The organism is Lacimicrobium alkaliphilum, from assembly GCF_001466725.1.
Classification (GTDB): Bacteria; Pseudomonadota; Gammaproteobacteria; order Enterobacterales; family Alteromonadaceae; genus Lacimicrobium; species Lacimicrobium alkaliphilum_B.
The window spans coordinates 307,344-331,336 of sequence record NZ_CP013650.1; the positions used below are offsets into that span (position 1 = coordinate 307,344).

Annotated in this window: 20 protein-coding genes and 1 tRNA gene; 11 read left to right on the top strand and 10 right to left on the bottom strand. The window is 48.2% G+C overall.

Going from position 1 to position 23,993, the window contains the following annotated elements; genetic code table 11:
* The first annotated feature begins 95 nt into the window (after nt 1-95).
* Entirely contained in the window at nt 96-653 is a 558-nt protein-coding gene (locus AT746_RS01500) for a hypothetical protein (protein WP_062475473.1), read from the top strand.
* A gap of 145 nt (nt 654-798) precedes the next feature.
* On the opposite strand, the gene AT746_RS01505 is transcribed toward AT746_RS01500, so the two are convergent.
* From AT746_RS01505 to pepA, 5 genes are all read right to left on the bottom strand, one after another.
* Complete coding sequence (locus AT746_RS01505; protein WP_062475476.1) at nt 799-1,251, bottom strand: host attachment protein; 453 nt, start codon at nt 1,249-1,251, stop codon at nt 799-801.
* Nucleotides 1,252-1,380: 129 nt separating this feature from the next.
* A complete protein-coding gene (locus AT746_RS01510) occupies nt 1,381-2,829 on the bottom strand; it encodes a GGDEF domain-containing protein (protein ID WP_062475479.1) in 1,449 nt (482 codons plus the stop codon).
* A 158-nt stretch (nt 2,830-2,987) separates the two neighbouring features.
* A complete protein-coding gene (locus AT746_RS01515; protein ID WP_062483852.1) occupies nt 2,988-5,756 on the bottom strand; it encodes a valine--tRNA ligase in 2,769 nt (922 codons plus the stop codon).
* Nucleotides 5,749-6,210: a DNA polymerase III subunit chi gene (locus AT746_RS01520; RefSeq protein WP_062475482.1), complete on the bottom strand. Its 462-nt coding sequence runs from the start codon at nt 6,208-6,210 to the stop codon at nt 5,749-5,751. The genes AT746_RS01515 and AT746_RS01520 overlap by 8 nt, the downstream gene beginning before the upstream one ends.
* A 7-nt stretch (nt 6,211-6,217) precedes the next feature.
* A complete protein-coding gene (gene pepA / locus AT746_RS01525) occupies nt 6,218-7,729 on the bottom strand; it encodes a leucyl aminopeptidase (RefSeq protein WP_062475484.1) in 1,512 nt (503 codons plus the stop codon).
* Between the two features lie 294 nt (nt 7,730-8,023).
* Here pepA and lptF point away from each other — a divergent pair, with 294 nt between their 5' ends.
* Both lptF and lptG read left to right on the top strand, forming a co-directional pair.
* Nucleotides 8,024-9,130 carry an LPS export ABC transporter permease LptF gene (gene lptF, locus AT746_RS01535; protein ID WP_062475490.1) on the top strand — a complete coding sequence of 369 codons (1,107 nt, stop codon included), beginning with the start codon at nt 8,024-8,026 and terminating at the stop codon, nt 9,128-9,130.
* Nucleotides 9,127-10,188 carry an LPS export ABC transporter permease LptG gene (gene lptG / locus AT746_RS01540; protein WP_062475493.1) on the top strand — a complete coding sequence of 354 codons (1,062 nt, stop codon included), beginning with the start codon at nt 9,127-9,129 and terminating at the stop codon, nt 10,186-10,188. The genes lptF and lptG overlap by 4 nt, the downstream gene beginning before the upstream one ends.
* 294 nt (nt 10,189-10,482) lie before the next feature.
* Here lptG and AT746_RS01545 read toward each other — a convergent pair whose 3' ends face one another.
* Entirely contained in the window at nt 10,483-10,938 is a 456-nt protein-coding gene (locus tag AT746_RS01545) for a c-type cytochrome (protein ID WP_062475496.1), read from the bottom strand.
* Nucleotides 10,939-11,163: 225 nt separating this feature from the next.
* Between AT746_RS01545 and AT746_RS01550 the strand changes: the two genes are divergently transcribed.
* Nucleotides 11,164-12,303 carry a GGDEF domain-containing protein gene (locus AT746_RS01550; protein WP_062475500.1) on the top strand — a complete coding sequence of 380 codons (1,140 nt, stop codon included), beginning with the start codon at nt 11,164-11,166 and terminating at the stop codon, nt 12,301-12,303.
* Here AT746_RS01550 and AT746_RS01555 read toward each other — a convergent pair.
* Complete coding sequence (locus tag AT746_RS01555; RefSeq protein WP_082633109.1) at nt 12,300-12,809, bottom strand: RDD family protein; 510 nt, start codon at nt 12,807-12,809, stop codon at nt 12,300-12,302. The genes AT746_RS01550 and AT746_RS01555 overlap by 4 nt on opposite strands.
* Before the next feature lie 68 nt (nt 12,810-12,877).
* The gene (locus tag AT746_RS01560; protein ID WP_062475503.1) at nt 12,878-13,795 is read right to left on the bottom strand and encodes an SMP-30/gluconolactonase/LRE family protein; all 918 of its coding nucleotides are present in this window, start codon (nt 13,793-13,795) and stop codon (nt 12,878-12,880) included.
* 642 nt (nt 13,796-14,437) lie between these two features.
* On the opposite strand from AT746_RS01560, the gene AT746_RS01565 reads away from it, so the two are divergent.
* The 5 genes from AT746_RS01565 (at nt 14,438) to AT746_RS01585 (ending at nt 19,776) form a co-directional block, all read left to right on the top strand.
* Nucleotides 14,438-14,524 (top strand) — tRNA-Leu (locus AT746_RS01565).
* A gap of 316 nt (nt 14,525-14,840) precedes the next feature.
* Nucleotides 14,841-15,992, top strand: a complete 1,152-nt coding sequence (locus AT746_RS01570) for an N-6 DNA methylase (RefSeq protein WP_062475506.1) — start codon at nt 14,841-14,843, stop codon at nt 15,990-15,992.
* A 3-nt stretch (nt 15,993-15,995) separates the two neighbouring features.
* Nucleotides 15,996-16,892 (top strand): hypothetical protein, encoded by an 897-nt coding sequence (locus AT746_RS01575; protein WP_062475509.1) that lies wholly within the window; start codon nt 15,996-15,998, stop codon nt 16,890-16,892.
* Nucleotides 16,892-18,859 (top strand): hypothetical protein, encoded by a 1,968-nt coding sequence (locus AT746_RS01580; RefSeq protein ID WP_062475512.1) that lies wholly within the window; start codon nt 16,892-16,894, stop codon nt 18,857-18,859. Before AT746_RS01575 ends, AT746_RS01580 begins: the two co-directional genes overlap by 1 nt.
* Nucleotides 18,856-19,776 carry a hypothetical protein gene (locus AT746_RS01585; RefSeq protein ID WP_062475515.1) on the top strand — a complete coding sequence of 307 codons (921 nt, stop codon included), beginning with the start codon at nt 18,856-18,858 and terminating at the stop codon, nt 19,774-19,776. The genes AT746_RS01580 and AT746_RS01585 overlap by 4 nt, the downstream gene beginning before the upstream one ends.
* An 81-nt stretch (nt 19,777-19,857) precedes the next feature.
* On the opposite strand, the gene AT746_RS01590 is transcribed toward AT746_RS01585, so the two are convergent.
* Both AT746_RS01590 and AT746_RS01595 read right to left on the bottom strand, forming a co-directional pair.
* The gene (locus tag AT746_RS01590; protein WP_062483857.1) at nt 19,858-20,736 is read right to left on the bottom strand and encodes a WYL domain-containing protein; all 879 of its coding nucleotides are present in this window, start codon (nt 20,734-20,736) and stop codon (nt 19,858-19,860) included.
* Nucleotides 20,736-22,106: a helix-turn-helix domain-containing protein gene (locus AT746_RS01595; RefSeq protein WP_062475518.1), complete on the bottom strand. Its 1,371-nt coding sequence runs from the start codon at nt 22,104-22,106 to the stop codon at nt 20,736-20,738. The genes AT746_RS01590 and AT746_RS01595 overlap by 1 nt, the downstream gene beginning before the upstream one ends.
* Nucleotides 22,107-22,403: 297 nt before the next feature.
* On the opposite strand from AT746_RS01595, the gene AT746_RS01600 reads away from it, so the two are divergent.
* Both AT746_RS01600 and AT746_RS01605 read left to right on the top strand, forming a co-directional pair.
* A complete protein-coding gene (locus AT746_RS01600; RefSeq protein ID WP_062483859.1) occupies nt 22,404-23,183 on the top strand; it encodes a restriction endonuclease in 780 nt (259 codons plus the stop codon).
* Nucleotides 23,180-23,926, top strand: a complete 747-nt coding sequence (locus AT746_RS01605) for an NYN domain-containing protein (RefSeq protein WP_062475521.1) — start codon at nt 23,180-23,182, stop codon at nt 23,924-23,926. The genes AT746_RS01600 and AT746_RS01605 overlap by 4 nt, the downstream gene beginning before the upstream one ends.
* Nucleotides 23,927-23,993: the final 67 nt, after the last annotated feature.

The window sequence follows — 23,993 nt, forward strand, 5'->3', positions numbered from 1 at the left end:
ATCACTGTAGCTGTGTTTTTATAGCCGGTCAAATTATTAAGCGGAAATATTCAGCTATACTGGCAGACTGATTTTGCTTTAGCGGGATAAAACTAATGTTGCGACAAGCCACTGTAATGTTGCTTTGTATCGGGCTGATGGCCTGCACCTCCACACAGCATAAAACGCTGCAAGAAAGGCGTGCCGAGGTGCAGAAAATGCGCACTCAGACTATCGCTGCAATCGAAAAAAAACAGCCTGACATCCGTACTAAAATAAGCTCAGCCCCCGGGTATGCCGTTTTCAGCAATGCCAATGTCAATCTTATTTTTGCCAGTTTCTCAGGCGGTTACGGAGTGGCCAGAGACAACAGTAATGGCCGGGATATCTATATGAAAATGGGTGAGGCTGGCGTGGGATTCGGGCTTGGCGCGAAAGACTTCCGGGCCATTTTTGTGTTCAAGAGCCGCCCCGCCTTTGATCGTTTTATCGAGCATGGCTGGATGGTGGGCGCCCACGCCGATGCGGCGGCCAAGAGCAGTGATAAAGGCGGTGCAACAGGTGGTGAAGTTATGGCCGATGATGTGGAGATCTATCAGTTAACCGAATCGGGCCTTGCCTTGCAGGCGACCATCAAGGGGACTAAATACTGGAAGGATGACGAGCTTAACTGAGCTGGCTGTGATTCTGATACGCGGTCCGGTCTCTGGGTAGAACCACTTTCCCGCATAAACAGATCGGTGCCTGTACTCAGGACGTTTTTCTTCTTGGGGGATGTAACGGCACAGGGCTGCCGGGCAGGCAGCCCTGCTGAACAACCTAGACCGGTCTCTCTGCCTCTTTCATGTACTTCAGCAAATCCTCATTGCTGGCATTGATCAGATCCTTGTTGACCGTAGTGCGGACCAGCTTTTCGGTTTGTTTGTCGATTTTCTTGCGCAATGCCCCCAGAAATTGTGGCTCTGCGATGATGTTAAAGTGATAGGTCTTGCCTGCCCTGCGTTTTTCATCGAGTTTTTTCGCCACCCGCGAGGCAAATTCGTTCAAATCATGGGCTGTCTGATCCGCCCCGGTCATGGCATCGACGCCCTGTACTCTGTTGCTTGGGGCAGAAATGGCGCCGGGCCGGTCTGTGACCAGATCCTGTTCCTGCTCCTTACCCCGGGGATTTTCCAGACTTTCCACTTCTGACATGGAACTGGCATAGTCCTTCAGCTCAAAGATTTTTGCTTTGTTGCGATTTGCGACGACCAGATAGGAGTGTCCGATCATTTTATCCTCCTTTTTTATTCAGACTCTCTAATAGTCTAGTCACCGCAGGTGAGGATTGCAGAAAGAGGAGGGTAATTATTTAATCTGATCAGCATGGCAAAGCACAGCCGCCAGCACTTTAAAATCTGGCTAGGACGGGCTGCTTACCACCTGGTTGCGGCCCTGGCGTTTAGCCTGCAGCAGGTTGGCATCGACACGTTCAAAGGCTTGTTGCAGGTTTTCCTGCGGGTTCACTTCAATCACCCCAAAACTACCAGACAGTCTTCTTGGTGTCTGTGTCAGGGCGATTCGCATCAGGGTCTGGCGTAAACGTTCAGCAGTATCGGTGGCGTGCTGCAAATCACTGTTGGGTAACAGCAACATAAATTCATCACCACCAAAGCGGCCGAACAGGTCGGACTGGCGCAGATCAGTGAGAATCTTCTCAGCCACCTGTACCAGAGCGGTGTCGCCCGCGGTATGACCATAATCATCATTGATCTGCTTAAAGTGGTCGACATCGAAAAGAATCAGTGACACCGGCTGCTGATAACGACGGGCACGGGCGATTTCCTGTTCCGCGCGCTCAAAGAAATACATTCTGCTGGCGACCTGGGTCAGTCCGTCATTAAGTGCCAGTTTGCGCAGCTGTTTATTATGTGCTGCCAGCACAGGCACGGCGAGACCAAAATACGCGCTGGCAGCTATTACTGTGATAGCAAACTGATATACCAGGGCCTGCTCCATCAGTCCAAGCAGCGCGACCCAGATGGCTGTCAGTACACTGAAAATGGCCAGACTCATGGTGGCCCTGAATGCCGTTTCTGTATAGACCATCCACATCTGCGGGATGATCAGGAAGAATACCGCGAAGGACACCTCAGGATAGGGAAAGGCATAGGCCAGCAACATAATGGCGCTGAGCATCAGGATGCAAATGCCCTGCTTAATCAGGTAAGGTTGCAGAGGCTGATCCTGCAAATGAAAATCCAGCCCTGCCAGCCAGCTGTCAATCTGTGGATAACGCCAGCTTAACAGCCCCAGAAAAAGCGGAGTTAGCACGATCGTAGCAGCGAGATCACCAATCCACCAGGGTAGCCAGATATCTGCCACTTCGGAGCTTTGGATCATACCGCTGATCGCCAGTGCCTGGGTGCCCAGTAATGCTGCAGTGAGCGCAGTCACCGAGCCGATAACCAGAAAAGACAATATGGCTTTGGGCAGCACATCGGCGACGAGGGATTTGACCATAGAGCGCAGCAACGAAGCGCCTAACCAATAGGTAAAACAATGGGCCGCACCAAAGAGTATGCCGCTGTTGGCGAGTTGCAGCCAGTCTTGCTCTGACTGGTACATATTATCGACCCAGAAGGTGGCGATAATACTACAAAGTAACAATACCGGCATGGCCCGCAGGCCCATCACCAGAAAAGCCGCGAAGCTCAGGCCGGCCGGTGGAAACCAGATACTGGCGTGCGGCGCATACTCCATCAGCACTGCCAGCCGCCACAGCAACAACCAGCAAAGAAGAAGCAGAATGCTGCGCAGCATTTCAGTGGCAGAGAAAAAGATATTAAGCTGGTTTCTGAACGACCCCATCAGATGCCCATTTAATTAGAGTGAGCGTAGCAACGCTGTAGCATCCTTGTTACGGCTGGTTTCTATCGTCTTCACCTATTGTTGTTGAGATACTAAACAGATTGACGGGGGCCCGGCAAGTGAAGTTTGCCTGCCCCAACTGAGTCATCCGACAGATATTACAGATTCTCAATGGTCTGCTTTTGCTCCTGCAGCTTTTCGGTTTGCAGTCGGAACTCTTCCAGTTTAGCTTTTTCTTTGTCGATCACAGCAGGGGGGGCTTTGCTGACAAAATTCTGATTGTTCAGTTTGCCTTCGGTACGCTGCATATCGCCTTCTAGCTTCTCCATCGCCTTGTTGATTCTGGCCAGTTCGGCATCCTTGTCGATCAGTCCTGCCATGGGAATCAGCACTTCCATTTCACCAACAATGGCTGAGGCCGAAGCAGGGCCTTTTTCGCCAGTAGGCAATATCTCAATTTCCTCCAGTCTGGCCAGACGGCTGAGCAGCAGTTGTGTGTCTTTAAGACGACGTAAGTCTTGCTCACCTGCATTGCGCAACAGCACAGAAAGGGGTTTGCTGGGGCTGATATCCATTTCACCACGGATATTACGTACGCCGACAATCACTTGCTTGACCCACTCGATATCGGCCAGGACCTGATCATCGATCAGGCTGCTGTCCTGCTCCGGAAATGGCTGGATCATAATGCTTTGTCCCTGCGCATTGCGGCACAATGGCGCCACCCGTTGCCAGATCTCTTCGGTAATATATGGCATAAAAGGGTGCATCAGGCGTAGCAGACTCTCCAATACATTTACCAGGGTATGACGGGTGCCGCGTTTCTGTGTCTCGCTGCTGGCCTCACTGTTAAGTACAGGCTTAGATAGCTCCAGATACCAGTCGCAGAACTGATTCCAGGTAAATTCATAGACCGCCTGAGCCGCCATGTCGAAACGGTAATCCTTGATTGCGGATTCGAATGCCTGCAATGTTTGCTGGAACTTCGCCCAAATCCACTTATCTGCCAGGCTCAATTGCAGTTCACCGCCGCTTAAGCCGGTATCCTGCTCTTCGGTATTCATCAGTACAAAACGCGAGGCATTCCACAGTTTGTTGCAGAAGTTGCGGTACCCTTCTACCCGGCCCATATCGAAGTTGATATCACGGCTGGTGGAGGCCATGGCCGCAAAGGTAAAGCGCAGGGCGTCGGTGCCATAGGCGGCAATACCATCAGGGAACTGGGCCTGAGTACGCTGGGCAATTTTCTGGGCCAGTTGCGGTTGCATCATACCGGCGGTTCGTTTCGCTGTCAGGGCATCCAGTTCAATGCCGTCAATCAGGTCGATAGGGTCGAGCACATTACCCTTTGACTTGGACATTTTGTTGCCCTGCTCGTCACGGATAAGGCCGGTGATATAGATTTCTTTAAAGGGGATCTTGCCGGTGAACTTTTTGGTCATCATGATCATTCTGGCCACCCAGAAGAATATGATGTCAAAGCCTGTTACCAGCACTGAGCTTGGTACAAAGGTTTCCAGCTCCGGGGTTTCCTCTGGCCAGCCGAGGGTGGCGAAGGGCCACAGGGCAGAAGAGAACCAGGTATCCAGCACATCTTCATCCTGACGTAACATCACGTCATCCGCTAACTGATGTTTGGTTCTGACCTCTGCTTCGTCACGACCTACGTAGACATTCTGCTGCTCGTCATACCAGGCGGGAATACGGTGACCCCACCATAATTGCCGGGAAATACACCAGTCCTGAATGTTATACATCCACTGGTAGTAGGTTTTGTTCCAGTTTTCTGGCACAAATTTAATTTCACCGGACTCCACCGCTTCTATCGCCGGTTTGGCCAGTGACTCTACTGCCACATACCACTGGTTGGTCAGATAGGGTTCGATTACCGCACCGGTACGATCGCCTCTTGGTACTTTGAGCTTGTGGGCTTCGACCTTGACCAGCAAGCCCAGTTGTTCCAGCTCCTGCACGACTTTCTCGCGGGCTTCAAAACGGTCCAGCCCCCGGAACTTTTCGGGAGCATTTTGATTGATCTTCGCTTCGTCGGTGAAGACGTTGATCATCTCCAGATTGTGGCGCTTGCCGATGTCATAGTCATTGAAATCATGGGCCGGGGTGATTTTCACACAACCACTGCCAAATTCAGGATCCACATAATCATCGGCGATGATAGTGATCAGCCTGTCGGTGAGTGGCAGGCGAATCTGTTTTCCGATATAGGACTGATAACGCTCATCATCCGGATGTACCGCCACAGCAGTATCTCCGAGCATGGTTTCCGGGCGGGTGGTGGCGACAATCAGCTCACCGGAACCGTCTTCCAGTGGGTAGCGCATATGCCACATATGGCCGTTTTCTTCTTCGTTGAGTACCTCAAGATCAGAGACCGCCGTATGCAGCACCGGATCCCAGTTCACCAGGCGCTTACCACGATAAATCAGGCCTTCTTCGTGCAGACGTACAAACACTTCCTTAACCGCATTGGAGAGCTCATCGCTCATGGTGAAGGCTTCACGGCTCCAGTCAGGAGAAGTACCCATACGACGCATCTGTGAGGTAATAGTACCGCCGGATTCTTCTTTCCATTCCCAGATTTTGTCGATAAAGGCGTCGCGGCCCAGATCATGGCGGGTTTTGCCCTGGGCGTTAAGCTGGCGTTCTACCACCATCTGGGTGGCGATACCGGCATGATCGGTACCACATTGCCACAGAGTATTGTCCCCTTTCATACGGTGGTAACGGATCAGAGCATCCATAATGGTATGCTGAAAGGCGTGGCCCATATGCAGGCTGCCGGTAACATTGGGAGGCGGCAGTAAAATACAATAGGGATCACCCTTGCCACTGGCCTTGAAATAGCCGTTCTTTTCCCATTGCTGGTAACGTTGCTGCTCGATGTTCTGCGGATTAAACGTCTTATCCATTTTGGCTCTCATCTAAACTGCTTGCGGGGCGGGTATCCAGTTGATGGCCCGCGGCGCGATAATGTTTGTATCGTTCTCTGGCCTGCTGCTTTTGTGCATCTTCCCCAGGCACGAAATCGTAAATCTGACGGACATTGCCGGGCAGGGCCGGGCATTGTTGCTGAAGGTTAATCACCACTTGCTGGCTTAATCGTTGTGGCAGTTGCCAGTTAATCTGCACCGGTGTGCCCCGCGGCGGCCCTTCACCACTTAAATTATGTGGTACAAAGGCTTCGGCGGGCAGTTGCCAGAGTAATTCATCCATCTGCTCTGCCTGTTGTTGCGTCTCACACAGGATCATGCAGCTCTGTTTAGCCCGATAAAGCCTGGCTGCCAACTGACAAGCCAGCGCATGGGGCGCTGGCTTATCGTCGACCTTTTCCTGCTCAAGCAGGTAAAAGATTACCTCTGCCATCTGAGCATCAGTCCTCGGTTTCGATACCGGCGCGATTCATCACAAACTGAGTCAGCATGGGTACCGGGCGTCCGGTTGAACCTTTGATTTTGCCACCACTGACCCAGGCTGTGCCAGCCACATCCATATGTGCCCAGTGATATTTCTTGGTGAAACGGGAAAGGAAGCAGGCGGCGGTAATGGTACCGGCCGGCCGGCCGCCCACATTAGCCATATCGGCGAAGGGGCTTTCGATTTGTTCCTGATACTCATCCCACAATGGCAAACGCCAGGCTTTATCGCTGCTCTGTTCAGAGGCACTGATCAGCTCGTGGGCCAGTGGATTATGGTTGCTGAGCACCGCCGAGGCATGTTTGCCCAGGGCGATAACACAGGCACCGGTCAGGGTGGCCACATCTACCACCAGTTCGGGATTAAAGCGCTCAACATAGGTCAGCGCATCGCACAGCACCAGACGGCCCTCAGCGTCGGTATTCAGTACTTCTACCGTCTGCCCTGACATGGTGGTCAGCACATCGCCAGGACGATAAGCGTTGGCATCGGGCATATTTTCGCAACCGGCCAGTACGCCTATCACGTTTATCGGTAAGTTGAGCTCGGCGATCGAGGCCATGGCGCCCAGTACACCTGCGGCACCACCCATGTCATATTTCATTTCATCCATGGCCTCAGAGGGCTTGATGGAGATACCGCCCGAATCAAACGTCAGGCCTTTGCCGACCAACACAACAGGTGCCTGAGCGGGGTTGGCGGCGCCCTGATAATGAATCAGTGTCATGATGGATTCATTTTCAGAACCGCGGCCCACTGCCAGATAGGACTGCATGCCCAGCTCTTCCATCTGCTTTTCATCCACCGAATCAACGGTAACAGACTCGTGTTGTTCAGCCAGTTGAGTGGCCTGCTCAAGCAGATAACGGGGATTACAGATATTCGGTGGCATATTGGCCACGTCTTTACAGATTTTTACCCCGGTTGCCACCGCCAGACCATGATTAATGGCCCGCTCGCCTGTCGCCAGTTCGCGGCGGGTGGGTACATTGAAGACCATTTTTCTGAGCGGCCTGCGCGGTTCGTCCTTTTTGGTTTTGAGCTGGGTAAAGGTGTACAGACAGTCCTGAGTGGCTTCCACCGCCTGACGCACCTTCCAGTAGGTATCACGGCCTTTAACATGCAGTTCGGTGAGAAAGCAGACCGCTTCCATGGAGCCGGTTTCATTCAGGTTGCTGATGGTACGGGCGATGATTTGTTTGTACTGGCGTTCGTCCAGTTCCCGCTCTTTGCCACAACCGACCAGTAACACCCGTTCGCTGAGAATATTGGGTACATGATGCAACAGCAGCATCTGCCCGGCCTTACCCTCAAGATCGCCCCGGCGCAGCAGGTTGCTGATATAGCCACCGCTGATCTCATCCAGTTGCTCGGCTACCGGTGTCAGTCGACGGGGTTCAAACACACCCACCACAATACAGGCGCTGCGCTGTTTTTCCGGACTACCACTTTTTACACTAAATTCCATTCATCACCCCATCTGTACTGGTGTTACGTCAGTCTGTGCGTTAGCCTTTTGCTATTGTTCCGGCCCGTCATCCACAGACTGACAGATCAAACAGGATGTTGTCAGCCGGTTTTTTGAATCATTCTGTGCCAGAAAGCGTTTAAAAAGGCCGGAATCGCAAATTAAACTTGTGAAAATGTTAAGTTTACTTAAAAATTCACAGCATTCCACTAAAAGCGTCAGTTTACTCAGCCTCTGCAGATCCGCAAGCACAGTATTCAGGCGACGAGAACTCGTATTCTGTATGGAACGGCTGTGCTGATTTTCCGATATTTACTCAGGGAAACCCTGAAGTCTCAAATTGCCGTCTTTCTGGTGCTGATGGCGATCTTCGTGATCCAGAAATTTGTCCGTGTTCTGGCGGCAGCCACTGACGGTGATATTCCGGCCGGACTGGTGCTGGGTTTTCTGGCCCTGAACATGCCGGTACTGGCCTCTTTGATCCTGCCATTAAGTTTATTTTTAGGCATTATGCTCGCCCATGGGCGCTTTTATGTAGATCATGAAATGGCGGTAATGCACGCCTGTGGTGTCAGCGAATGGTATGTGACACGGGTAATGCTGGTGCTGGCGATGATTATTGCGCTGTTTTCTGCATTGCTGACCCTGTGGCTGGCGCCCCTGTCGATGGAAGTGGAATATCAACTGGAAGAACGGGTCAGTGCCGAATCGGGACTGACCAGCCTGATTCCGGGGCGCTTCCAGCAAACCGCCAACGAGAAGGCGGTGATTTTTGTGCATGATATCGGCTCCGGCGACAATCAACTGGAGCGGGTGTTTCTGGCCCAGCAGGAGCAGGAAGAGGAGCGTCGGGACTTCAGGATCATTTATGCCAATTTCGGTAGCGTTCAGCAGGAGGCCGATGGCGCTGAAAAGCTGGTGCTGAGCCAGGGACTGCAGTTTGAAGGCACAAAGGGGCAGGCAAGTTTCCGCAAGGTGGCTTTTGATGAGTATCAGGTGCAAATTGCTGAGCGTCAGGCCGAACACCAGAGCCGCAAGCTGGCAGCATACCCGACGCCTCAGTTGCTAGAGGATCCCAGTATCGAAGCACTGGCAGAATGGCAATGGCGTCTGGCAATTCCACTGTCTCTGCCATTGCTGGTGTTGATTGCGGTACCGCTCAGTGCGGTCGATCCGAGACAGGGGCGCTTTGGGCGTATTTTTCCAGGCCTGTTGTTGTATCTTGGTTACTTTATGCTGCTGATGGCCGGCCGCAAGGCCCTGGAAACCGGTGGCGTACCCGCCGTGATCGGTCTGTGGTGGGTGCACGGAGTGATGTTAATTATCGGAACCTTTCTGATTGTACGCAGGCGCCCACTGGGAGTCAGAATGCGGGCCAGGTTCAGAGGAGCATCACGATGATTCGTACACTGGATCTGTATCTGGCCAGGACACTGATCGGTACCGTATTTATTACGCTGGTGGTGCTGATTGGTCTGAGCAGCCTGATCAAGTTTGTTGAACAACTTAAGTACATCGATCGTGGCGATTACGATGTAATGATTGCCGGTATCTACGTATTACTGAGCATTCCAAGGGAAATTGAGCAGTTTTTCCCTATGGCGACCCTGATCGGCGGCCTGATAGGCATGGGTATGCTGGCCAGCAACAGTGAACTGGTGGTGATGCAGGCCGCGGGTATGAGCAGGTTGAGTATCATCGGCGCAGCAATGAAATCGGCACTGCTGATGGTGGTGTTTGTGATGGCCATGGGCGAATGGGTGGCGCCGGTCAGTGAGGCCCAGGCCAAGGAAATCCGGACTCAGGCCATTTCCGGCGGCAGTTTGTTTTCTTCCCAGCGATTGGTATGGGCCAAAGATGGTGGTGATTTTGTCAGCATTGGCGAAGTACTCAGTCGTGACAAGCTGTTGGATATCAGTATCTACCAGTTTGATGATGAGCTGAATCTGACCCGCATTGTTAATGCCGGGCAGGCCAACTTCAGTGGCCAGAGCTGGCGCCTGAGGGATGTGACCCTTACCGTTTTTACCGAGGAACAGGTTAAGGTTACCCGCCAGCCGAGGGATAAATGGCAGTCCAGCCTGACCCCGGACAAACTGGGGGTGGTAACGGTTAAACCTGAAGCCCTGTCGATCAAGGGCCTGAAAGATTATCTCACTTACCTGCGCAGCAACAGCCAGGATGCCAGTCGTTACGAGCTGGCCCTGTGGCGCAAGGTACTGCAACCGGTCACGGTGGGTGTGATGTTGTTGCTGGCATTGTCGTTTATCTTTGGCCCGCTGCGCAGCGTAACCATGGGCGCCAGGGTCATAATGGGGGTGCTGACAGGCTTCGGCTTTTTTATCGCCAATGAGGTATTTGGTCCCTTATCACTGGTGTATCAACTCCCGGCAGCAGTGGGGGCGCTATTGCCCAGCCTGCTATTTGCCGGCCTGGCCGTATACCTGCTCAGACGTTGACAAGATGTATCGCGGAGTTGCAGAGTTCAGTTGGCGTAGTCTGGATGCAGCGAAGCGGAATCCGGGACCACAGAAAATTATCATCCTATTTCGGAGGTGGGGATTGATTGTAGGTAGGGATTTATCCCGACGGCGAAGGCTGGCATATACATCTCTGTCGGGATAAATCCCGACCTACATCCGTATTCTCTGCGTTTTAGCGCCTCTGCGAGATCAACAAAATAAAAGCCTGAAATCACGCAGAGACGCAGAGAAGTAAGGGCATTAAGCCATTAATACCCCAGCGTTTCTGTCTTACGGGAAATACTGCGGGTAATTAGTGCGGTTAAAGGGCTTCAGATTATATTTCGGCTGCAGAAAGGCCACCAGATTGGTCATTTCTGTAACCGTCATCACATCATTGTAATTGCGCATTTTCGACTGGCCCTGCTCATCGGTGTAGCCCTTCCGCTTGAATCCCGGGGCGATTTTATGGGACGGGTTAATCACTGAGGTGACCAGTTCAGCATAGGTTTTGATGGTTTTTACGTCGCCACCTAAAGGAACTCTTTTTGCCAGTTGTTGTTCTGTATCAGTATCTTCAAATCCCTGCATGGTATGGCAGGCCAGGCACTGATAAGCAATGAACACCGCTTCTCCTGCCTGAGGATCGCCTTCTGGCAGGCTGAAACCTCTTGGGGATTCCGGCCCCTGAGTACAGGCTGTAAGTAACAATGCAGTTGTCACTGCTATCAGATGTAAATTTCTCATTTTCAATCCTTTTACATGACGTAGAGCTTTTAGCCTAGTCACGTTCAGAACTTTATGCCTTGATGTTGATCAATTATTGTTCAGTACCCGGCTCTAAGTGGATCAATAAATCAGGTATGGATTTGACCTGTCAGGTATTAAAGGCGCTCAATGGTTCATCCTTTGCTCATGCTAGACTGGCTGATGATTAGTCTTAGCCCATTCAACCAACCCGGTATCAATACAATGGACGTTTTGCTTCCTTCCGGTATCGCCGCCGCCCTGATGGTAAACCTGATGGTCAGCGGTTATCTGGTAGCGATTTACTTCTATCATGAGCGTGAACAGGCATTCCTGAGCTGGTCACTGGCCTGCGGATGTTTCGTGGCCGGAAGCTTGCTGCTGCTTTGCCAGCACTGGTTTAATATCTCACTGAATATGCCCGGCTACACTCTGTTGGTTTTTTCCTCCTATCTGTTGTTAAGGGGGGTGACGCAATCGAGTGCCGAAAAAGATACACACCGCTGGATATTAGCGTATCTGCCCATCTTCGCATTGACAGCGCTGATACTGGCACTGGCTGTTTTCATCGGTATCTCAATAGGGGCCGTGGCGTCTTTGATGATGGCGCTGTTTTTTGTAATTACCGAGCGCATGCTGGCAAAACAACAAGACAGCTTCGTGGCTGTTGTGCTGCTACTGCGGATATTGATGGTAGCCCATGCGCTGGTAATGACACTGCAGGGACTGTCTTACCTGTTGGTGTCCTCGCCGACAATAGCTACCGCCGGGGTCGGCCAACTGGCGTTGTTCAGCCATCTGTTGTTAACGGTTGCGACCGCGTTAATCCTGCCGATGTTTCACGCTATCAGAGAAAAACGTAAATGGATCCGGCTGGCAAATACAGATGTGTTGACCGCCACGCTCACACGCCGTGGTTTTTTTGATCTGGCGGCGAAGCAACTGACGTTGCCGGCCTCACAGCCCTGTACACTGTTGATGATCGACATCGATCATTTCAAGCCGATCAACGACCAGCATGGTCATGCCACTGGCGACCTGGTATTACAGCAAGTGGCAAAAAGGATCCAAAGTGGGGTCAGAAAAAGTGACTTAGTGGGCCGGCTCGGGGGAGAGGAGTTTGGCGTGCTGATGCCGCAGACTGACAAACGGGAAGCCAATGCGATTGCGAACCGGCTGTTACAGCAGATAGCCTCGTCAAAATTCATGGGCGAAAAACAGCAAATCAGTGTCACTGTCAGTATCGGTGCCATCACCGGGGTTGCTTCCCGGAGCGGTCTGGAAGGCTTATTACGGGAAGCGGATAAAGCCTTGTATCAGGCCAAATCCAGAGGCCGTAACATGCTGCAATTTGCAGAAAGCTAAACCTTGCCCCAGGATCGGTGATGGTTGGCTTCTTTGCTGAGTACCAGCATTTCTGTTTTTGCCAGGTGGTCCTGTAAAGACTGTTTATGTCTGACATCCAGCAACACCAGCAAGGTCCCTAAGCCACACAAAGAACATAAGGTACGCCACAACGCACGGCTGTAAGTCAGAGGCTGGTCGGTAGTGCTGAACAAACGTAAACGCCAGGCCCGCATGCCAATAGTCTGGCCGCCATTGCGCCAGAACCAGACAAAAAAGCCGAGCACCCAGCCACCGACCCAGATTTGGATCAGGGTCTTATACAAAGATGAGGTCTGAATCACCGCGCTGCTGTGCTCCATGCCCTGCTTATCCAGCACATTATTCTCCAGCAATATCACCAGCACCACAATCGCCACCAGTGCCGCGCACATGCCCACAGCCACGGCAACCAGTGCATCGTAGATCATCGCGGCAAGCCGGCGCAGAAAACCTGCCCGGGGAAAAGAATCACCTTGCTGAGTCATAAGTTCGTGAAAAATATGTGCTTGTGGTCGCAGTGTACCAGCCCGGATAAAGGCTGGCGACCATCGGGTTACTGATGCAGTTTAAAAGCCCGGCCCGGATGCCTGGCCTCAAAGGTTTCGATGGCACCGCGTTTTTGCATGGTTACATAAACCTGTCTGCCATCTTTACCACCAAAGGCCAGATTAGTAGGGTGCTGACCTTTGAGGCGGTATTCATCAATTTTTTTGCCCTCAGGTGACAGCACCACGATGCTTCCTGCGCCGTAGCGGGCAATATAGAGGTTGCCGAGACTGTCGCTGCGCATACCATCCAGACCATGATCCTCAAACTGATAAAACAGGGTTTTATCCACGGGGCGCCCCGACTTACTCAGCGTATAGCGCCATACCCGCCGTTGCACCGATTCATTCACATACAGGTACTGTTCATCGGCGCTGACTTCAATACCATTGGTGGTACCCATGCCAGACTCAATCAGCTCGCTGTCACCCTCCGGGGTGATCATCCATAACTGACCTGTGCCTGAAGCCCAGTCTGGATCGCTGGCATAGACAATATCATCAGCACTGATGGCAATATCATTGGGCTGGTTCATGGCCGGCTCATGGGCATACACAGACAAACTGCGGTCTGACATATCCACCGCCCAGATATTGTGATTCACATAATCGGCGATCAGCATCTGCCCGCGGCTGTTGAAACGAATACCGTTGCCCACCGAATCGCCCGGTAAAATCACAAAACCGTCGGCCTGATTCTCGCCCATTATCCGGCCAATGGTGCCCTGTTCGGCGAAGTTGACCGCATAAAGAATACCATCCTTGTCTACCGCCGGGCCTTCAATGCCCTGAGTAAATACGCCGTCTGTGATCATATCCTGGCTATGTCGGGTTGGTGATTCCCCGGCGCAGACCGGCAGCCAGCCAACAAGCCCGGCAAAGGCCAGGGTGCGGACGATAACTCTAGCTGTTATTGCAATTCTCATCAGTGGTACACCGCTTGATTAGTTGTTGTCATTATTCTTACCAATGGCCGGGAAAACAAGTGTAGCGGAGCTCCAGGTGCAAACATCCCGAAGCTTGAATGGAGTGTATCTTTTTGAAATTAATAGGGATTATTTCAGATTTCGGGTAGTTAATAAATCACAAAAAACATATCATTATATGTTATCGGGTAACATTTTGTGTGAGAATAGCCTGGGTAGTCCCCGATGGCTGGAGTCAGCAGCAGAGGCTTGGTTTTTAGTGAGCGTGCGCTAACGTCACTGCAACGGTGCCGGATTCCGGCACCGTTTTTTCTATGGGTACGACAAAATACTTGCAAGGCCAAAGCCAGCCGCTATAATGCGGCCCTCTCGCTATCAAGGTGAGAGAAACACAAAACAGTGCCAGAGTGGCGACAAATTTGTCGGGAACAAATTTGAACAGCTTTAGCTGGCCTGCGTAGCAGGTGAGTCACAGGAGGTGACGAATAAATGGGTAGATGCAGCGGATTCGAAAAACAACGCGTCTAATCATGATAGCACTGGCAAGTCATTGAAAGGTAAGCACCTTTTGACTATAAAAAGCGAAAAAATGCTTGCAAAGATTTGCAAAGTTTTAGAGCTTTGCACATCCGAAAATAGGATGCCAGAGTGGCGAAATTGGTAGACGCAGCGGATTCAAAATCCGCCGGTGGCAACACTGTGCCGGTTCAAGTCCGGCCTCTGGTACCAACTCCTTGAGAGTTACTTAAAGCCGACGTGAGTCGGTTTTTTTGTACCTGAATTTAATTAGCCAGACTAGAACCGGTATCCGAAGTACTCAGGCCATCCATGGCCTTCGCCCTTCGGGCCAGCCTGCGGCTGTTGACGCTTGTTCCGGACAATCGTGCTCCGGCCTCTGGTACCATTCTTTGCAAGATAATAAGCTTCAATAAACCGACCTTTGAGTCAGTTTTTTGTTTTATGTTCCATTTGTGGTAAAACACCACATCAACTAATTATAAAAAAGCTCATATCCTCTGGGAAATAGCACAGCTTGGTATTTGCAATGGAATTGAACCAGTACTATACAGACGAATTTTACAGTGACGTACTTGTCAGAAATTTGTCATGTGGCGTTCCCAAAACTGCTTTAGATATCGGTTTTGGAAAAGGTAGCCTTCTCTATGCTGTAAAAAGGCGATGGCAAGGAACAAATCTCTTTGGTGTCGATATTGACGAAAGTAATGTTTGTAATGCAAGAAGAAATAAAGATATACAAGCTCTCTTGAGTGATGGCTTTGATCCTGATCTGCCAAGCAAGATAACAGAAGAGTTCGGTAATGTAGACCTCCTCGTGAGTAACCCTCCATTTTACTCTCGGACTATAGATACTAAAGTTAATAAGATTCTGAGGGATTCAAAGATCAGTGATGCAATATCATTCAATACAAAGAAGATCCCGGCTGAAATAGTATTTTTAGCGCAAAATTTAAGGCTATTAAACTTTGGCCAAGAAATAGGAATCATTCTTCCTGCTGGTATTATTTCTGGTGAGAGATGGAAAAGTCTTAGAGATTTACTTTGCAGTAACTATACAGTTTCTAAAGTGATACAGCTCCCGCATAGTATATTTCAAGGAACAGATGCTCAGACCTTTGCTTTGTTCTTATCGAATACGCCACAATCAAATCATGAAAAGATAAGAATCTGTTATGGCGAGAATAGTGAATCTTTCTGGATTGACAAAGAACAGTTCATAAACAGAGCTGATTTTCAATACTACAAAAGCAACAGTTTAAGCTCATCGTCTAATATAAATTGTGATGAATTTAAAGTATTTAGGGGGAGTAAATCTTTTAGATTTCTGAACCAAAGCGAAAAAGAGTTTATACATACCTCTCATTTACCAATGTCTCCAGAAATACTAAATCTTAATGAAACAAATCTCTCTGGAAATGATATAGCTATTCAAGGCGATATCTTGATTGCGAGAGTAGGTACTAGATGTTTGGCCAGAACCGCCATTATTGGTACTGGAAGTATTCGAGTAAGCGATTGCGTTATTGTGGTAAGGGCTTGCTCTACTCAAACAAGACAACATTTGTGGTCAATTCTTTCTGATCCCGATGCATTATTAAGGCTAAAGAATAATTCGATGGGAGTGGGCGCTAAATACTTGACTCATTCAACATTAAGAAGCTTCATCATTCAAGGATAGCTCATGTTTGATATTCAGTTACCAATGGACTGGCAGGATTTCAGAACCGTCGTTCTCGATAGGGTTAAGGCGTATTGTCGAGCTAATATTTGGCCATGGGAGTATGATCTATTTACGAGTTGGTTATCAAACTTTGACAATGGGACTGATGAGTATATAGCTCTCCATCTATTAGATTCATTAATTGTTCGCAGCGAAAAAATGGCGGAATCCGGTTTTTCTAGATTATTTAATAGTGAGTTACTTCAATATTTGATTAGTATCGATGTATTTCCACAGACCATCTCTTTATCTGAATGGGATGAACTGCTAAAAAATCCACGGAATTCACCAATACAGTTTTTACCTGTAAGAATGGAAGGTGATGAAGGAGAATCTGGAGGAGCTATATTCAGACAGCTTTCTTCATTAATAAATACTAATAGGCTGTCAATGCGAAGCAAAGATACTAAGGCAGTTGTACTTATAGACGATCTATTGGGTAGTGGAGACCAGATTTCAGATTATCTTATGGCAAACAACTTATGTTCAATTGAACCGAAAATCATATACTGTCCTCTTATTGCCATGGAATCGGGTATGGTTGCTATTTCGGATAAATATTCCGACTTAAAGATATTACCTGTTGAAAGAGTTGGCAGAAGGCACTCATTATTTGATTTGGATAAAAGTAAATTTAGGAACGACCCAATTAATCCCGTACAAAATGTACTGGCTCATTACCGAGGGATGAAGGCTAGATATGCATCACAGAATATGCCATTTTGGTTAGGAAGAGACGATTCTGCATTGCCAATAGCCTTTGAGTGGGGTTGTCCCAACCAATCTCCTTCAATATTCTGGATGCAAAACTCCCCAATTAAGCCAGAGTGGCGGCAACTTTTTAGTAGGAGAGCCTAGTGAAAGTAATTGATATATTAAACAAGCTTTCAGCCGCTAGGATGGAGCAGCAAAATGAAAGTAACAGTGTATATAACAGGTTTGTTGTTCCATTTTTTATCGATCAATGTGATCTCAGAAAGATTTCACATTCTATAGCTTTAGAGGGAAGCCGAGGCTCTGGAAAAAGTACTTATATACAATACTTTTCTCATGCTACTCGGTTTGATAAAGCTCGGATTAACGTTTCCAAAGAAGAACTTGATGCAATTGTACTGTATTGGAAGCCGGATACTGCTTTCTGTCAAGGTTTAAAAAAAGAGTGGCTCAATGAAAAAGCAGAATATTTTTTTAACGCACATATGGGATATTCTATTCTTCTAGAGTTAAACTCATTGATTGATAAATTGTTTTATCATTTTCCTGAGGTTAAAACACATTTAGATAACGGGAAGTGTTTTTTTAATCGAGTTTCTAAGGTTTTAAAAAAAGAAGTAAGAAGTACAAATGAAATAAAAAATGTAGTTGATGAGTATAATTATGAACTTTCCACAAAAATAAACCCTCCGGTTATAGACGGCGTGCTTAGCCTCATTCCACAGAAAATGTTTATTTATTTGATGGATGGTTTGAAGCAAGATACTCTTTTACTTGAACATACGAAAATAAAAATATTTGTTGATGAGTTCGAACTGCTTTCTAATGACCAACAAGCAATCATAAATACCTATAGGAAAGAATCCACGAATGTTTACTGTTGGAACGTCGCATATAAGGCGAATGCTAAGCCCTCAGTGCAGACATCTAGCAACCAATGGCTGCAAACTCCCGATGACTTCAGAGTCGAGAATTTGGATAGTTTAATATTAAGCGATTATAAGCTTTATGCCGCTGAGATATTTTTACTTACACTGCAAAATGCTGGCTTATCGACAGATCTAATTATTGAGCCGATATTTTTAGGTGATAGAAGAAATATTGAGCACCGAAAAAAAGCTGAGTATAGGGACGCGGTGCTGAGCCTTATTAGAAATATTTTACCAACACCTTCTATAGAAAATCTGTCAGCGATGGCGTTAAGTCTTAATTCAGTAAAAAACAAAATAACTGAAGCTTTGTCTAAATCTGCCTTTAATCAGTCGCAAATAAAGTGTGTGCTGTCTGATCCAAGTTTAGCTATTACCTTTTATGGAACGTATAAGCAAAAAAGCCATGATAGCAAAGCCTACATGGACGATATTGAAAGAAAATCTAGGAGAACTAAGAAAATAAAAGATAAGATTAGTACCTATGAATTCAATACGTTGCTATCTTTAAATTTACAATTATCATCCGTTAATCTTCCAGTATACGCAGGGTTTGAGAGGTTCATTACTATGACAACTCCAAATGTGCGTCACTTTAAGGAATTATGTTTTAATGCCCTCAAACAACATAATGAAGAAGATTCAACTAATGAATTTGGCCGCATTGAAGATATGCCAAAGGTTTCCCCGGAAAGATCTCATAAAGGTGCTGTTCTTACTAGCTCCGCTTTAGTGAAAGAGGTAATTAGTTTTCCACCACACGGCAATAAGTTATCACAAATGGTAAATAGAATTGGTGAGCTTTTCAGAATATCCCAGAAAAGCAGTTACCAGACAGAGCCCGAACGTGACATATTTACTATTGAGTATGATTTTTCCGGAAAGGATTCAGAGTTGGAAGATTTCATCGAATCAGCCAAATCATGGAGAGTTCTAATTGTTGACGATTCAAAGCGGATAAAGGATGAAACTCAAATGACATCGCAAGAGTTTCAACTTAATCCAATATATTCACCCAGGTTTGGAATTTCTCATCGAAAGAAACGTGGGATTTCTTTTTCAGTTCGGCAATTCAAGAGTATTTTGGTCGGCTCGTATGACGAATATGAAAAGATTAAAAAACATTATCAGACCGCATGGCGAGCAACAGAAGATGAGGAAAAACAGGGTATATTATTGTGATTTCATTTGAAAAGTGGCAAACGAGAGTTGCTGATGAAATTCAAGTGGAGAGTAATAATTTGAGATACTCTTGTGCATTTTATTGTCCCACAGAATCGATTGATAATCGTACGATATGGTCAGAGAGTTATATCAAAACTCGTAGTCATGTTTTGACTTCTGCAGTTTATGATAGAGACTCGGTCTCGATAAACATAGCGAACGAAGATTATTCCATCAATAATCTTTCTGACTTTAACCTCCCAGAGGGCAGAGTACTTGTGGATGCAACCTCTCTTCAAGTACCTGAGTTGTTACATATTCTGAGGATGTTGGATGCAAAGTCCCGTAACTTTGACGTAATGTATGTGCAGCCAACTGCTTACACAGAAAAGAAAACTAATGCAATAGGAGTCTATTCTTTTGACCTGTCTGATGATGGTCCAGGAGCTGAGTACCTTCCTCCATATGTGAATTACTCATTTGATTCGACGTTATTTGTTTGCTTAGGATATGAAGGGCATAGGTTTGGTGCCTTGATAAACTCTGAGTCATTTAGCACAAACTACACAAAAGGTTTAATAGGAGTTCCACCATTTGCCGTGGGAATGGAGTATAAATCTTTATCTGCTAACTACGAGCATATCCTCAGTACTGTATCTAGCCCAGACTCAAGTTTTAGTGTTTGTGGTGCGAATGACCCGTTAAAAGCTTATAGTTTCATTGAACAAGCACATCGTTCAGCAAGTTATGATCGCCGACCATTTTCTGTTGCTCCTCTCGGAACTAAACCTGTAGCGCTGGCTACCTTGGTATATGCTGTGAACAACAAAGGTGTATCACTTGTTTATGATTTTGTTCGTAAAAAGAAAGGCAGGTCGTCAGGAAAAGATATTGTTCACATGTGGAGCATGAAAGTTACTCCAACACCTGAATGAGTTTTTATTTTTTATATATAACGCCTTTTTATACTATTAAGCTTAGTTGCTGATCACGGGGTCGTAGTAGTTGATCGAAGATCACCTATTACCTCCTTTGCCATACCCCGGCGCAATCGCCAGATTATCCACATTATTCAGGGTAAAGCGATTCTGCAGCCACAACTGGTATTCCGCGCCTTTTAAGGTGCCGCGTTCGGTGCAGTCCACATTCCATCTTCTTAGCAGGTAGCCTGCCATGGCGGCTCTGACCTGGATAAGTAGCTGGCTGTTTTCCATGCCGTAGTCCATTTCTATTGCTGTTGGGTGCTCTACGTTCTTTGGATGCGGTACCAGTTGCAGCGGTATCAGCCGTTGCCATTCTGCATCGGCTTGGGCCTGTTCCTGTTGTTCTGGCGAGTCTTTAATGGTGACTTTGCTGATACGGGTCAGCACAAAATCCCGGAAGCTCTGAGTTTTGCGATCAAAGGCCCGTACATGCCAGCGCAGGCCGTTATCTACAATGGCATGGGGCACCAGCTCCCGGCTGCCGGAGCCGCTGGAAAGGGAGGTGTAGATCACATTTACAGCTTTATTGTTGAGTATGGCCTGTACCAGCCGCGCCACAATAAAAATATCCGGCACATTAAGGCTGGAAGGGGATTCCACCGGGAAGTGAATATCGCCGATGGCATCAAAGCCGTCAGATATATCATTGGCCAGTTTGGTCAGGGTACGCCGGGCATCGTGCTCAAATACGGGTTTGAATTGCGGGGTCTGAAAATAACGCCGTTCTCTGGCATCGTAATGCAGGTTATCCGGCGCCAGCTCTTTATAAATATTCAGGTCACGGGTGGCGGCAGACAAGCCCACTTCAAAGCGGTTGATTACATCCTGGCGGTAGATAACGCCTTTAAACAGCAGACTGAAATCAATATAAGCCAGGCGCTGCTTCTGGGAAAAACTGATGGTGTCGAGCATCATCCCTTAACCTTCCAGTAACCGCCTTTGGCTGGCCCGATACGATCGAGTTTGCCTTGTTGTTTGAGTTGAGCGATCTGCTTTTCAACGGCTCTTGAGGTAATACCCAGTTCTTCAGCCAGGGATCTGGCGCTGATTTTGGGATCCCGCTGGATCAACGCAAGCAGTGATGGTGTTTTCTCCGAACTTTTCTCCGAACTTTTCTCCGAACCTTCCGCATCATCGGTTGAAACCGTTCGGTGAAACTCGATATCCACAAAGTCCCCGGTTTCCTTAATTGTTGGTTCAGGGTTGCCCGCTTGCTGGCAAAGCTTGCGAAGGCGGGTAATACCGCTGCCCCATTGCTCGATATAGCCCAGTTCTTTAAATACCCTGGCGATGACTTTATTGCGGATTTCCGACCGGCCCTTGAGGGCCTCATCCAACGTTAATCCATTGGGTAAGCCCCCCGGCGACACAATATTTACCATGTCATCATAAATGCCTACTTTAATATCCCTACCCGTATTGCTGTAGTCCCTATGCACGAAAGCGTTAACCAGCGCTTCACGGATTGCGGTTATGGGAATTTCGTAGGTTTCGGTACGTTGCAGACCAAAAATTTCAGCCTTCAGATGTAGATGATTTTTTATAAAGGCTTCAGTTTGTGCCAACTGGCTGAACAGATTACCGGTGTATTCCTTTTTATCCAGAAATACTGCCATATCAGTGCCTTTGAAGCGGCTGCACTTGATTTCAGCCTGTTCGTACTGGCCCAATAGGATCAGCAGTCCATGAGTAGGATAATCCTGTCCTTGTTCTGTTTTAATGAGTTTAAGGCTCCGCATTCTGGCGTTGTCGAAGGGTTTCCCGATGCGCTCAAAGGCACTGCGCAGAGGTGCCAGCTCAAGGTTGGCTAAGGGTATATCCCAGGCGGCTTGCTCATCAAAACTCTGGTGTAAACGCTGGCGTTCCAGCTCATGAATCATTTCCAGGCTGGCTGGCCGGTTAGTGGCGCTGAGACGCACATAGGTGCCTTTTTCCCGGCCTTTGGATTTTAGATAATAAGGCAACTGGCTACCACGGTACACTTGCACGATGACCAGTGTTTTTCCCTGCACGGTTTCCAGATGGATGTTAGGCATCAGGGTGGGGTGGCAATGGTCATGGGCCATTGAAGCAATTTGGTCCATCAGATCAAATTCATCTTCCTTTACACCCACAACCTGGCGCAGATCATTCACACCGAGTATCAGCTTTCCGCCGCTGGTATTGGCGAAGGCAATCAGGGTTTTTGCTAATTGTTCCCCTTTCGGCAGCTGTTGCTTGAATTCCAGAGTCTTGCTTTCGCCCTGTTGGATCTCCTGCCAGAGCGAGTGCTCTGAGCTCATACTCCTACTCCCCAACAATTCCTTTTCATTTCCGATTCCGGTTTTAATCTATTAGCAAAAGGCTTAGCGTTGTTCAGCGGTTCCACTGTATTCATGATCATTAATTATTATTTTCGAATCATAGTGATTTATTTTGAAACGGTTGTAAAGTGGATGCAGGCGTATCGCTGCCTTATCCGGCTCTTTAGATTGTGGACATTGGGTATGGCATTTTGTTGAATAATGTTTCCGGGGATACTTACTGTTGTTCGGGTATCGGATATGCTGGCGTTTTATCTGATTAGGGACGATCACACCATGCCACGCAAAAATCCTGCTTTTTTTTATTTGCTGGTTCAGGCCCCCTGGTGGGTAGCGGTGTTGTTGGCCGGGTTGGTTTATCTGGTCATGGCAATTATTCTGCCTTCTGTTAACACCGCAAACCCGGTGCTGAAGACGGTGTTCAACTCACTTGCTATACCGGCACCTTACTTTGCACTGATTATATTACTCGCCGCGCCTTTTTCGTTTTTGAATGCTCGTCGCAAAGCCAGGCAGCTTGATGAACAACAGGATCTGAATTCCATCCGCCAGCTGCACTGGCGCAACTTTGAAGAACTGGTTGCAGAAGCCTACCGGCGACAAGGGTATCGGGTTGTAGAGGGGGATTACGGTGCTGATGGTGGCATTGACCTTCAGCTTTCAAAAAATGGCGATATCAACTTAGTTCAGTGTAAGCAGTGGCGAGCACAAAAAGTGGGTGTTAGCGTCGTCAGAGAGATGTTTGGCGTACTCACTGCCAGCCATGCCGCCAAGGTTGTTATTATCTGCTCCGGCTACTTTACTCAGGAGGCTAAGGCATTTGCTCATAATAAGCCCATTGAGCTGATTGATGGTCATAGTCTGCTTGCGCTGATTCGCGGTGTACAGCCTTCAACTCCGGTTGATGCCGATGAAAAACCACACTGCCCCAGATGCGGGCTGGAATTAACAGAGCGAACCGCCAAACGAGGTCATCATGCCGGGAATCGTTTTTTAGGTTGTTCGGGCTTTCCGCAATGCCGCTATACGCAAGAACTGAATAAGGATGTGTTATGAAAGATCTGGATGTACAAAAGAAAATAGCCGTGTTGATTGATGCGGATAACGCTCAGCTTGCCAAACTTGGCGCCATACTCGATGAGATTTCCGCTCATGGCCATGTACTGATAAAGCGGGCCTACGGTGACTGGTCGGTCGATCAGCTTAAAAACTGGAAGAAGCCCTTAAACGAGCTGGCCATTCAACCTATTCAGCAATTTGCCTATACCACGGGTAAGAATTCCACCGATGCCTCGATGATTATCGATGCCATGGACTTACTTTATTCAGAGCGTATTGATGCCTTTGCGCTGATCTCCAGTGACAGCGACTTTACCAAATTGGCATCCCGGCTCAGAGAATCAGAGAAGTTTGTGTTTGGCGTCGGAGAGAAGAAAACGCCGGTATCTTTTCGTAATGCCTGTGACGACTTTATTTTTACCGAGAACCTGGATACCGGGCAGGCCAAGCCAGCCAAATCAGAAAAGAAGCCTTCAACCACCACCAACGGCGCAGAAGAGTTGATCCCCGCTCTGTTAAAAGCCTGGGAGCTTTATCAGAATGATGACGGCTGGGTGAATGTCGGCCCGGCTGGCAGTTTTTTAAAACGGGCCAAGCCGGACTTTGACCCCAGAAGCTATGGCGCAACCAAAGTCACCGATGTAATAGCAGGTCTTTCTGGCGTATTTGAAATGACCAAACAAAAGGGTAAGGGCACAGCACAGATCATTCTTTACCGGCCCAGGATCGCAGCGGGTTAACGTCTTTGGACTGATCGTTTTTAGCTTCATTCGGATGCTGCTAAGAGGTCCATGCGTTGATGCAGTA